This is a genomic window from Pseudomonas sp. QC2 (assembly GCF_002859085.1).
GTDB classification, from domain to species: Bacteria; Pseudomonadota; Gammaproteobacteria; order Pseudomonadales; family Pseudomonadaceae; genus Aquipseudomonas; species Aquipseudomonas petroselini.
In genome coordinates this window covers 117,413-129,295 of record NZ_PKKS01000011.1, presented here as the reverse complement: position 1 = coordinate 129,295, position 11,883 = coordinate 117,413, and the positions used below count along the sequence as shown (strand labels likewise).

The 11,883-nt window shown below is 59.4% G+C and carries 14 protein-coding genes; all 14 read left to right on the top strand.

Going from position 1 to position 11,883, the window contains the following annotated elements; all coding sequences use genetic code 11:
- The first annotated feature begins 387 nt into the window (after nucleotides 1–387).
- Nucleotides 388–879 carry a Fe-S cluster assembly transcriptional regulator IscR gene (gene iscR, locus QCBJ_RS11685; RefSeq protein ID WP_003194020.1) on the top strand — a complete coding sequence of 164 codons (492 nt, stop codon included), beginning with the start codon at nucleotides 388–390 and terminating at the stop codon, nucleotides 877–879.
- A 50-nt stretch (nucleotides 880–929) separates the two neighbouring features.
- Nucleotides 930–2,144 (top strand): IscS subfamily cysteine desulfurase, encoded by a 1,215-nt coding sequence (locus QCBJ_RS11680; RefSeq protein WP_010207898.1) that lies wholly within the window; start codon nucleotides 930–932, stop codon nucleotides 2,142–2,144.
- Between the two features lie 99 nt (nucleotides 2,145–2,243).
- Entirely contained in the window at nucleotides 2,244–2,630 is a 387-nt protein-coding gene (gene iscU / locus QCBJ_RS11675; RefSeq protein WP_003175965.1) for a Fe-S cluster assembly scaffold IscU, read from the top strand.
- Between the two features lie 28 nt (nucleotides 2,631–2,658).
- Nucleotides 2,659–2,982, top strand: a complete 324-nt coding sequence (gene iscA / locus QCBJ_RS11670) for an iron-sulfur cluster assembly protein IscA (RefSeq protein ID WP_003209680.1) — start codon at nucleotides 2,659–2,661, stop codon at nucleotides 2,980–2,982.
- 8 nt (nucleotides 2,983–2,990) lie between these two features.
- A complete protein-coding gene (gene hscB, locus QCBJ_RS11665; RefSeq protein WP_046035232.1) occupies nucleotides 2,991–3,512 on the top strand; it encodes a co-chaperone HscB in 522 nt (173 codons plus the stop codon).
- 53 nt (nucleotides 3,513–3,565) lie between these two features.
- Nucleotides 3,566–5,428, top strand: coding sequence for a Fe-S protein assembly chaperone HscA (gene hscA / locus QCBJ_RS11660; protein WP_102060861.1), 1,863 nt, complete (start codon nucleotides 3,566–3,568; stop codon nucleotides 5,426–5,428).
- 3 nt (nucleotides 5,429–5,431) lie between these two features.
- The gene (gene fdx / locus QCBJ_RS11655; RefSeq protein ID WP_015885743.1) at nucleotides 5,432–5,773 is read left to right on the top strand and encodes an ISC system 2Fe-2S type ferredoxin; all 342 of its coding nucleotides are present in this window, start codon (nucleotides 5,432–5,434) and stop codon (nucleotides 5,771–5,773) included.
- A gap of 14 nt (nucleotides 5,774–5,787) precedes the next feature.
- Nucleotides 5,788–5,988 (top strand): Fe-S cluster assembly protein IscX, encoded by a 201-nt coding sequence (gene iscX / locus QCBJ_RS11650; protein WP_043205852.1) that lies wholly within the window; start codon nucleotides 5,788–5,790, stop codon nucleotides 5,986–5,988.
- 91 nt (nucleotides 5,989–6,079) lie between these two features.
- Nucleotides 6,080–6,505, top strand: coding sequence for a nucleoside-diphosphate kinase (gene ndk, locus QCBJ_RS11645; protein ID WP_003175956.1), 426 nt, complete (start codon nucleotides 6,080–6,082; stop codon nucleotides 6,503–6,505).
- Nucleotides 6,506–6,534: 29 nt separating this feature from the next.
- Nucleotides 6,535–7,683, top strand: a complete 1,149-nt coding sequence (gene rlmN, locus QCBJ_RS11640; RefSeq protein WP_003238464.1) for a 23S rRNA (adenine(2503)-C(2))-methyltransferase RlmN — start codon at nucleotides 6,535–6,537, stop codon at nucleotides 7,681–7,683.
- A 12-nt stretch (nucleotides 7,684–7,695) separates the two neighbouring features.
- On the top strand, nucleotides 7,696–8,454 hold the full coding sequence (gene pilW / locus QCBJ_RS11635) for a type IV pilus biogenesis/stability protein PilW (RefSeq protein ID WP_015885741.1): 759 nt from the start codon (nucleotides 7,696–7,698) through the stop codon (nucleotides 8,452–8,454).
- Complete coding sequence (locus tag QCBJ_RS11630; protein ID WP_093543288.1) at nucleotides 8,454–9,440, top strand: RodZ family helix-turn-helix domain-containing protein; 987 nt, start codon at nucleotides 8,454–8,456, stop codon at nucleotides 9,438–9,440. Before pilW ends, QCBJ_RS11630 begins: the two co-directional genes overlap by 1 nt.
- A gap of 2 nt (nucleotides 9,441–9,442) precedes the next feature.
- Nucleotides 9,443–10,552, top strand: a complete 1,110-nt coding sequence (gene ispG, locus QCBJ_RS11625; protein ID WP_015885739.1) for a flavodoxin-dependent (E)-4-hydroxy-3-methylbut-2-enyl-diphosphate synthase — start codon at nucleotides 9,443–9,445, stop codon at nucleotides 10,550–10,552.
- Nucleotides 10,553–10,573: 21 nt separating this feature from the next.
- Nucleotides 10,574–11,863, top strand: a complete 1,290-nt coding sequence (gene hisS / locus QCBJ_RS11620) for a histidine--tRNA ligase (protein WP_064053761.1) — start codon at nucleotides 10,574–10,576, stop codon at nucleotides 11,861–11,863.
- Nucleotides 11,864–11,883: the final 20 nt, after the last annotated feature.

Below are 11,883 nucleotides of genomic sequence, written 5' to 3'. Positions count from 1 at the left end.
ACCATGCTGGCAGCCTTGAGCTTGAACTCACTCGAATAAGATTTACGCATATCCAAACACCTCAGATTTGGGCGCTATCATAGCGCCCGATTGAAGTGTCCAAAATCATTAGGCCAGTTCAGCTTGCCCCCGATAGCGGTGTGTCAGCCACAGATTTATTGGCTGCTGCACTGTCATCGGGGGCAAGCCCCCTCCCACATGATGACCTCCATAGGGGTTGAGATTCCTGCTTGGCCTTATCCCCGCTGTTCGTCCCCACCCCATCCTGCTATGATTCGCGCGCCCTTTTTACGGGTAATCCCGACTAAAGCACTAGGTCTTATAGTTGACTTAAATACTCGGGAATCGCATACTCGCTCCCATTCTGAAACACCTTGGTACTTGTCCATGAGACTGACTACAAAAGGCCGATACGCGGTGACCGCCATGCTTGACCTGGCTTTGCACGCGCAAACTGGGCCGGTGTCCCTGGCCGATATCTCCGAGCGCCAAGGCATTTCCCTGTCCTACCTTGAGCAGCTGTTCGCCAAGTTGCGCCGCAGCAATCTGGTTTCCAGCGTTCGTGGGCCAGGCGGCGGCTATCAACTGTCCCGCGACATGCAGGGCATCCAGGTAGCCCAGGTGATCGACGCAGTCAACGAATCCGTCGACGCGACCAAATGCCAGGGGCTGGGTGACTGCCACGCCGGCGACACCTGCCTGACGCACCACTTGTGGTGTGACCTGAGCCTGCAGATCCATGAGTTTTTGAGTGGTATCAGCTTGGCTGATCTTGTGACTCGCCGTGAGGTGCAAGAAGTAGCCCAGCGTCAGGACCAGCGCCGTTGCAACACCAAGGCGCCGCGTCTGGACAAGATCGAAGCGTCCGCCGTCGAGTGACAGCCGAAGAGCTAACGGCACGCCAGCCAGCCTGATTTAGGAGAAAGTCCATGAAATTGCCGATTTACCTTGATTACTCAGCGACCACCCCGGTTGATCCGCGTGTCGCGCAAAAGATGAGCGAATGCCTGCTGGTTGACGGAAACTTCGGCAACCCAGCCTCCCGTTCCCACGTGTTCGGCTGGAAAGCCGAGGAAGCGGTCGAGAACGCTCGTCGCCAGGTCGCCGACCTGGTCAACGCCGATCCGCGTGAAATCGTCTGGACCTCCGGTGCCACCGAGTCCGACAACCTGGCTATCAAGGGCGCGGCGCATTTCTATGCGACCAAAGGCAAGCACCTGATCACCACCAAGATTGAGCACAAGGCTGTCCTCGACACCATGCGCCAACTGGAGCGTGAAGGTTTTGAGGTCACCTACCTCGAGCCGACCACCGACGGTATCGTCACTCCGGCCATGATCGAAGCCGCGCTGCGTGAAGACACCATCCTGGTTTCCGTGATCCACGTGAACAACGAAATCGGCACCATCAACGACATCGCAGCCATCGGCGAACTGACCCGTTCCAAGGGCATTCTGTTGCACGTCGACGCTGCTCAGTCCACCGGCAAGGTCGACATCGACCTGTCGAAACTGAAAGTCGACCTGATGTCGTTCTCCGCCCACAAGACCTACGGCCCTAAAGGCATCGGCGCCCTGTACGTGAGCCGCAAGCCACGCGTGCGCATCGAAGCCACCATGCACGGCGGCGGTCACGAGCGCGGCATGCGTTCGGGCACCCTGGCGACCCACCAGATCGTCGGCATGGGCGAAGCCTTCCGCGTAGCCAAAGAAGACATGGCTGCCGAAAACGTGCGCATCAAGGCCCTGAGCGACCGCTTCTACAAGCAGGTCGAAAACCTTGAAGAGCTGTACATCAATGGCAGCATGACTGCCCGCGTACCGCACAACCTGAATTTGAGCTTCAACTACGTCGAAGGCGAGTCGCTGATCATGGCGCTCAAGGACCTGGCGGTTTCGTCCGGTTCGGCCTGCACCTCGGCGTCCCTTGAGCCTTCGTATGTACTGCGTGCCCTGGGCCGCAACGACGAACTGGCACACAGCTCGATCCGCTTTACGTTCGGCCGCTTCACCACCGAAGAACAAGTCGACTACGCCGCGCAGAAAGTCTGCGAAGCCGTCAACAAGCTGCGTGTACTGTCGCCGCTGTGGGACATGTACAAAGACGGTGTCGACATTTCCAAGATCGAGTGGGCGGCACACTAACTATAGAAGCCGCCACCCCAGCTCTGTAGCAACGTGGCGGAAAACGCAGGCGTTTCTACAGGGTTCCAGAGCGGCCCTGATGAGTGAGGATTCAGTACCATGGCTTACAGCGAAAAGGTCATCGACCACTACGAAAACCCGCGCAACGTCGGCAAGATGAACGCGGAAGACCCTGATGTCGGCACCGGCATGGTCGGCGCTCCGGCGTGCGGCGATGTGATGCGCCTGCAGATCAAAGTCAACGACGCTGGCGTTATCGAAGACGCCAAGTTCAAGACCTACGGCTGCGGTTCGGCCATCGCCTCCAGCTCCCTGGCGACTGAATGGATGAAAGGCAAGACCCTGGATGAGGCTGTCACTATCAGCAACACCCAGCTGGCCGAAGAACTGGCCCTGCCGCCAGTGAAAATCCACTGCTCCGTACTCGCTGAAGACGCCATCAAGGCGGCCGTTCGCGACTACAAGCAGAAGAAAGGCTTGATCTAAGCATTTGGCGACGAGTAAGGAGTCAACGATGGCTATCAGCATGACAGAAGCGGCTGCGCAGCACATTCGCCGCTCCCTGAATGGGCGCGGTAAAGGTGAGGGGATTCGTCTGGGTGTTCGCACCACGGGCTGTTCCGGCCTTGCCTACGTGCTGGAGTTTGTCGACGAGGTGGTTGAAGAGGATCAGGTGTTCGAAAGTCACGGCGAGAAAGTGATCATCGACCCTAAAAGCCTGACCTACCTGGACGGCACCGAACTCGATTTCGTCAAGGAAGGGTTGAACGAAGGCTTCAAGTTCAACAACCCCAACGTACGCGGTGAATGTGGCTGCGGCGAAAGCTTCAACATCTGAGGCTATACGTGGGTACTCCTTGTCATTTCGCTTTATTCGAGCTGCAGCCGAGCTTTCGGCTGGACCTCGAGCAGCTTGCCACGCGCTACCGAGAACTGGCGCGTGGGGTGCATCCGGACCGCTTCGCTGACGCTTCCGAGCGTGAGCAACGCCTGGCGCTGGAGAAATCGGCCAGCCTCAATGAGGCCTATCAGACGCTGAAAAACCCGCCCAAACGTGCGCGCTATCTGCTCGCAATGAATGGTGGCGAGGTGCCGATTGAAGTCACGGTGCACGACCCGGACTTCCTGATGCAGCAGATGCAGTGGCGCGAAGAACTCGAAGACTTGCAGGACGAAGCCGATGTGGCGGGTGTCGCAGTCTTCAAGCGTCGTCTGAAAACGGCCCAGGATGAGCTCAACGAAAGCTTCGCAGCTTGTTGGAATGATGCAGCGCAACGCGAACAGGCCGAACGCCTGATGCGGCGCATGCAGTTCCTCGACAAGCTCACCTACGAAGTGCGCCAGCTAGAAGAGCGCCTCGACGATTAACCCAGTGTGCTGCCCGTGATGCACGCCTGATAGACAGATAAGACCTGATTACCATGGCATTACTGCAAATCGCCGAACCCGGCCAAAGCCCTCAACCGCACCAGCGTCGCCTGGCGGTGGGGATTGACCTGGGCACCACCAATTCCCTGGTTGCTGCCTTGCGCAGCGGCCTGTCCGAGCCGCTGCCCGACGCTGATGGCCAAGTGATTCTGCCGTCTGCCGTGCGTTATCACGCTGATCGCATCGAAGTGGGCGAGTCGGCCAAGTTGGCGGCCTCTGCCGATCCTTTGAATACCGTGCTGTCGGTCAAGCGCTTGATGGGTCGTGGTCTGTCCGACGTCAAGCAACTGGGCGACCAACTGCCGTACCGCTTTGTCGGCGGTGAATCCCATATGCCGTTCATCGACACCGTCCAGGGCCCGAAAAGCCCGGTGGAAGTGTCGGCCGATATCCTCAAGGTGCTGCGCCAGCGTGCAGAAACCACTCTGGGCGGCGAATTGGTGGGTGCGGTGATCACCGTTCCGGCGTATTTCGATGACGCCCAGCGCCAGGCGACCAAGGACGCGGCGAAACTCGCCGGCCTGAACGTGTTGCGCCTGCTCAACGAGCCGACCGCTGCTGCAGTAGCTTATGGCCTGGACCAGCACGCCGAAGGCCTGGTCGCGATTTACGATCTGGGCGGCGGTACCTTTGATATTTCGATCCTGCGCCTGACCGGCGGTGTCTTTGAAGTGCTGGCCACCGGTGGTGACAGCGCCTTGGGTGGCGATGACTTCGATCACGCCATCGCGGGCTGGATCATCAGCAGTGCCGGCTTGTCGGCCGACCTGGACCCAGGCGCGCAGCGTAATCTGCTGCAAACCGCCTGTGCCGCCAAAGAAGCGCTGACGGATGCTGCAACTGTTGAAGTGTCCTACGGCACCTGGTCGGCCCAGCTGACTCGCGAAGCCTTCGATGCGTTGATCGAACCGATGGTCGCTCGCAGCCTGAAAGCTTGCCGCCGTGCCGTGCGTGATTCCGGTGTTGAGCTGGAAGACGTCGGTGCCGTGGTCATGGTCGGCGGTTCCACCCGCGTTCCGCGCGTTCGTGATGCCGTGGCTGAGGCCTTTGGTCGCCAGCCGCTGACTGAAATCGACCCGGATCAAGTGGTCGCCATCGGTGCCGCCATCCAGGCCGATACCTTGGCCGGTAACAAGCGTGATGGTGGCGAACTGCTGTTGCTCGACGTGATTCCGCTGTCTCTGGGGCTGGAAACCATGGGTGGCTTGATGGAGAAGGTGATTCCACGCAACACCACCATCCCCGTCGCCCGCGCCCAGGATTTCACCACGTACAAAGATGGCCAGACGGCCATGATGATTCATGTGCTGCAAGGCGAGCGCGAGCTGATCAGCGACTGCCGCTCCCTGGCGCGCTTTGAATTGCGCGGCATTCCGGCGATGGTGGCCGGTGCCGCGAAGATCCGCGTGACCTACCAGGTCGACGCCGATGGCCTGCTCAGTGTCGCTGCGCGCGAATTGGCCTCGGGCGTTGAAGCCAGCATCCAGGTCAAGCCGTCCTACGGCCTTACCGACGGCGAAATCGCCAAGATGCTCAAGGATTCGTTCCAATACGCCGGTGACGACAAGGTCGCCCGCGTACTGCGTGAGCAGCAAGTCGACGCCCAGCGCCTGCTCGAAGCCGTGCAGGGGGCCCTGGATGTTGACGGCGAGCGCCTGCTGGACGCCGAAGAGCGCATGGTTATTGACCTGCAGATGCAGGAACTGGCCGAACTGATAAAAGGCACCGATGGCTACGCCATCGAGCAACAGACCAAGCGTCTGTCGCAAGTGACCGATGCTTTTGCTGCCCGCCGTATGGACCAGTCGGTAAAAGCCGCCCTGGCGGGGCGCAACCTGAATGAACTCGAGGAATAATTAATGCCGCAGGTCATTTTTCTGCCACACGCCGAGCATTGCCCGGATGGTATGGTCGTGGAGGCTGAGACCGGCAAGTCCATCCTCGAAGTTGCCCATGACAACCACATCGAAATCGAAAGCGCCTGCGGCGGTGTGTGCGCCTGCACCACCTGTCATTGCGTCATTCGCGAGGGCTTCAACAGCCTTGAAGAGGCCGATGAGCTGGAAGAGGACTTTCTTGACCGTGCGTGGGGCTTGGAAGCGACTTCGCGTCTAAGCTGTCAGGCAAAGGTCGGAACTGAAGACATCACCGTCGAAATCCCGAAATATTCCCTCAACCATGCAGCCGAAGCGCCGCATTGATTCAAGGAAGTGTCATGAGTCTTAAATGGGTTGATGTGCAAGAGATCGCTATCCTGTTGGCCGACGGCAACCCGGGTCTGGATCCTTATTCCCTGAACTTTGTAGCTTTGCGTGACATGGTCATGGCGTTGCCAGGGTTTGAAGATGAGCGGGATCGTGGCGGTGAAAAGGTCCTGGAGGCCATCCAGACTGCCTGGAAAGAAGAGCAGGACTGACGCCTCCCTTACGCAGTTAGGCAATACCCAATAACCCGCGTATAATTCGCGGGTTTAATTTTTCGTAAATTACCGTTTCTGGAGTTACACCATGGCTGTTCAACGTACTTTCTCCATCATCAAGCCTGACGCTGTTGCAAAAAACGTCATCGGCGAGATCACCACTCGTTTCGAAAAAGCCGGCCTGAAGGTTGTAGCTTCGAAACTCAAGCAACTGTCCAAGGCTGAAGCTGAAGGCTTCTACGCTGAGCACAGCGCTCGTGGCTTCTTCGGCGACCTGGTTGCCTTCATGATCTCCGGTCCTGTTGTTGTTCAGGTTCTGGAAGGCGAAAACGCTATCGCTTTGAACCGCGAACTGATGGGCGCTACCAACCCTAAAGAAGCCGCTGCCGGCACCATCCGTGCTGACTTCGCTGAGTCCATCGACGCCAACGCTGTACACGGTTCGGACTCCGAAGCTGCTGCTGCTCGCGAAATCTCGTACTTCTTCGCCGCTACTGAAGTAACCGCTCGCTAAGCATCGGCTTAAAGAGTGAGGGTGAATCCATGACTACATCGACTGTTAAAACCAACCTGCTGGGTCTGACCCAGCCGGAAATGGAGAAATTCTTCGACTCAATCGGGGAGAAGCGTTTCCGTGCCGGTCAGGTAATGAAGTGGATTCACCACTTTGGCGTCGACGATTTCGACGCCATGACGAACGTCAGCAAGGCCCTGCGCGACAAGCTCAAGGCCATTGCTGAGGTCCGTGGTCCTGAAGTGGTCAGCGAGGATATCTCCAGCGATGGCACCCGTAAGTGGGTGGTGCGCGTGGCGTCCGGCAGCTGCGTCGAGACCGTCTACATTCCCCAGGGCAAGCGCGGTACTTTGTGCGTTTCGTCCCAGGCAGGCTGTGCCCTGGACTGCAGTTTCTGCTCCACCGGCAAGCAAGGCTTCAATAGCAACCTCACCGCCGCCGAAGTCATCGGCCAAGTGTGGATTGCCAACAAATCCTTTGGCAGCGTCCCGGCGACCGTCGACCGTGCCATCACCAACGTGGTGATGATGGGCATGGGTGAGCCGCTGCTGAACTTCGACAACGTGATTGCGGCCATGCACCTGATGATGGACGACCTAGGCTACGGCATCTCCAAGCGCCGTGTGACCCTGTCGACCTCCGGCGTGGTACCGATGATCGATGAGCTGGCCAAGCACATCGACGTCTCCCTGGCGTTGTCGCTGCACGCACCCAATGACGCATTGCGTAACCAATTGGTGCCGATCAACAAGAAGTATCCGCTTAAGATGCTGCTCGAATCTTGCCAGCGTTATATGGCGACCTTGGGTGAGAAACGCGTGCTGACCATTGAGTACACCATGCTCAAGGACATCAACGACAAGGTCGAACACGCGGTCGAGATGATCGAGTTGCTCAAGAACACCCCGTGCAAGATCAACCTGATTCCGTTTAACCCGTTTCCACATTCTGGCTACGAGCGGCCGAGCAACAACGCCATCCGCCGTTTCCAGGATCAACTGCACCAGGCCGGCTACAACGTCACCGTACGCACCACCCGTGGTGAAGACATCGACGCCGCCTGTGGCCAATTGGTAGGGCAGGTGATGGACCGCACCCGCCGCAGCGAGCGTTATATCGCCGTGCGTGAATTGAACGCCGCCGACGATCTGCCGCAAATTGCTGTGAATCGAATCTGAGAGAGGATCTCTATGCCCTTGCGCCTTGCGCTGCTGTTGCTTGTTACCGGCCTTGCGGCCGGTTGTGTTTCATCGGGCCATGACAGCCCTTTGCAAACCGGTAAAGGCCGTGATGAGGCGCGAGTTGCCTATGTGCAATTGGGCTTGGGTTACCTTCGGCAAGGCATGAGCGAGCAGGCCAAGGTTCCGCTGAAAAAGGCCCTTGAGCTGGACAGCGACGATGCCGACGCCAATGCCGCACTGGCCCTGGTGTTCCAGGCCCAGGCCGAGCCTGAGCTGGCCGAACAGTATTTTCACAAGGCCCTGGCCTCCCGTCCTGCCGACCCGCGGCTGCTGAACAATTACGGCAGCTTCCTGTTCGAGCAAAAACGGTATGACCAGGCCGCCCTTTATTTCCAGCAAGCCAGCGCCGATACCCTCTATCCTGAGCGCTCTCGGGTATTCGAGAACCTTGGGGTGACCTCGATGCGCCTCGGCCAGCGCGACAGCGCCCGCCGACAGCTGGAAAAAGCCCTGCACTTGAACGGTCGCCAGCCTCGCGCATTGCTCGAAATGGCTGAGTTGTCCTACGAAGACAGGCATTATGTGCCGGCACGTGACTATTACGAGCGTTTTAGCCTGCTCAGTGGGCAAAATGCACGTAGTCTATTGCTCGGTGTGCGCCTGGCGACGGTTCATGAAGAACGCGACACGGCCGCACGTTTTGGCCAGCAACTCGAACGACTCTATCCCGGTACGCCGGAATATCAGCAATACCTGTCGGAGCAATGATGAAAGCGGCGCACCCGGAAGTTGTAGCAGCTAATCGCGTAAACCCAGGCGACACCTTGCGTCAGGCCCGCGAAAGCAATGGTTGGTCGCTGGCGGAAGTGGCCCTCAAGCTCAATTTGACCACCACGTCCCTTGGCAACCTGGAAGCCGGCGCGTTCGATAAGCTGCCTGGGCATACTTTCGCCCGCGGCTATATCCGCGCCTACGCCAAGTTGCTGGGCATTGACCAGACCGTGCTGGTCCAGGAGTTCGACCAGTTCACCGGTACCGACTCCCAGGGCAGTAATGTCCATGGCCTGGGTCGTATTGAAGAACCGGTACGGGTTTCCCACACGATTTTGCGAATTGTCAGCCTGTTGCTGCTGATCGCGGTCATTGGCGGTGGCTTTGTCTGGTGGCAAGACCAGGCCTCCCAGCGCACCAAGGACCTGACCAGTAACGCCATGGAGCACGTCGAAGTCGAAAGCGCCGACGGCACCACGCAGATTCATCCGCTGGATGAGCCGGAAGACCAGGCGGTTGTCGAAGGTCAGGCCGCCCCTGAAGCGCCGCTTGCTACCGAGCAGCCAGCGCCGGAAACAGCCGCTTCCGCCACCGCCCCTACGACCCCGGCGGCACCCGCACAAACACCGGCTGCCCCGGTTGCCCAGGCGCATACACCGGCCGCTCCCGTGCAGGCGCCTGCGACTGCCACGCCAAGCGCGCCGGCCATTTCGCCACCCACTACCCCTGCGTTGATCGCCGGTGATGGGCGCGTGCAGATTACCTTCGTCGCTGACTGCTGGACGCAAGTCACCGATGGCAACGGCAAAGTGCTGGCCAGTGGCCTTAAGCGTAAGGGAGATACGCTCGACTTGGGCGGCAAGCCTCCTTTGACGCTGCGTCTGGGCTTCGCCCGTGGCGCGCAAGTGGCCTACAACGGCCAGCCTGTGGACGTGGCGCCGTTCACCACCGGCGAGACCGCTCGCCTGAAGTTGGGACAATAGTCATGCACGGCGAATCTCCAATCAAACGTCGCGTATCGCGCAAGATCTGGGTCGGCTCGGTGCCTGTGGGTGGCGATGCCCCCATCGCGGTACAGAGCATGACCAACAGCGACACCAATGACGTCGCCGCTACGGTCGCCCAGATCAACCGTCTGGAAGCCGCCGGCGTAGACATCGTGCGGGTGTCTGTACCGGACATGGACGCTGCCGAAGCCTTCGGTCGCATCAAGCAACTGGTCAAGGTGCCGTTGGTGGCCGACATTCACTTCGACTACAAGATCGCTCTGCGCGTAGCCGAACTGGGTGTGGACTGCCTGCGTATCAACCCGGGCAACATCGGTCGCGAAGACCGTGTGCGCGCCGTGGTGGATGCAGCCCGTGATCGCGGCATTCCAATCCGTATCGGCGTCAACGCCGGTTCGCTGGAAAAAGACCTGCAAAAGAAATACGGCGAGCCCACCCCGGCGGCGCTGGTTGAATCGGCATTGCGCCACGTTGAACACCTTGAACGCCTGAATTTCCAGGACTTCAAGGTCAGCGTAAAGGCCTCCGATGTGTTCATGGCGGTAGAAGCCTACCGCCTGCTGGCCAAGGAAATCGTGCAGCCGTTGCACCTGGGTATCACTGAAGCGGGTGGTTTACGCTCAGGCACAGTGAAATCTGCGGTGGGTCTCGGTATGCTGCTCGCCGAAGGGATTGGCGATACTATCCGCATCTCCCTGGCGGCAGACCCGGTAGAGGAAGTGAAGGTCGGTTACGACATTCTCAAATCCCTGCATTTGCGTTCCCGTGGCATCAACTTCATTGCCTGCCCGAGCTGCTCGCGGCAGAACTTCGACGTGGTGAAAACCATGAACGAACTGGAAGTCCGCCTCGAAGACCTGCTGGTGCCGTTGGATGTTGCAGTGATCGGTTGCGTGGTCAACGGGCCGGGCGAAGCCAAAGAGGCGCACGTAGGCCTGACCGGCGGCACACCGAACCTGATTTACATCGACGGCAAGCCGTCGCAGAAGTTGACGAATGACAATCTGGTGGATGAGCTCGAAAGGCTGATCCGCGAGAAAGCGGCCCAGAAGGTCGCGGCTGACGCAGCGCTGATCGCGCGCGGCTAAGAACGAATTTAAGGATTTGATGTGAGCAAGTCTCTGCAAGCCATTCGTGGCATGAACGACATCCTGCCGGAGCAGACGCCACTGTGGCGCTACTTCGAGAGCACGGTCGCGCGCCTGCTGGATAACTACGGTTACAAGCAGATCCGCATGCCGATCGTCGAGTTCACCGAGCTGTTCAAACGCTCCATCGGTGAAGTGACCGACATCGTCGAAAAAGAGATGTACACCTTTGAAGACCGTAACGGCGACTCCCTGACCCTGCGTCCGGAAGGTACTGCTGCGTGCGTACGCGCCGTGCTCGAGCATGGCCTCACCGGTGGCGGCCAGCCGCAGAAACTGTGGTACATCGGCCCGATGTTCCGCCACGAGCGCCCGCAGAAAGGTCGTTATCGCCAGTTTCACCAGATCGGCCTTGAGGTGTTCAACCTCGACGGTCCGGACATCGACGCCGAGCTGATCGTGCTGACCTGGCGCCTGTGGGGCCTGTTGGGCATCCGCGACGCGGTCAAGCTTGAACTCAACAGCCTGGGCACCAGCGAATCCCGGGGCCGCTACCGCGTTGCCCTGGTTGAGTACCTGTCCGCCCACCTGGACAAGTTGGACGAGGACAGCCAGCGCCGTCTGAAGACCAACCCGTTGCGCGTCCTCGATACCAAGAACGCCGACACCCAGGCCGTGCTGGTCAACGCGCCAAAAATGGCCGATTACCTGGACGACGAATCCCGTACGCACTTCGAGGGCCTCAAGGCTCGTCTGGATGCGGCCGGTATTCCCTACGTGATCAACCCGAAATTGGTGCGTGGCCTCGACTACTACAGCAAGACCGTGTTCGAGTGGGTCACCGACAAACTCGGCGCCCAGGGCACCGTGTGTGCCGGTGGCCGCTATGACGGCCTGGTCGAGCAGATGGGCGGCAAGCCGACCACGGGCGTAGGTTTTGCCATGGGCATCGAGCGGCTGATCCTGCTGCTCGAAACCCTGGAGCAGGTCCCGGAAGAGATCTCCCGTCAGGTGGACGTGTACCTGTGCGCCTTTGGCGAGGCGGCCGAACTGGCGGCCCTGGCCCTGAGCGAAAAAGTCCGCGACCAACTGCCGAACCTGCGCCTGCAGATCAATGCCGGCGCCGGCAGCTTCAAGAGCCAATTCAAGAAGGCCGACAAGAGCGGTGCGCTGTATGCACTGATCCTCGGCGAAGACGAACTGGCCCAGCAAGTGATAGGTTTCAAACCCCTGCGTGGCCAGGGCGAGCAACAGAACATTGCCTTTGATGCGCTCGCCGCGCACTTGGCCACCTGCGTCGTGCAGGGTTGAAGCTGTCGAACAGCCGAATT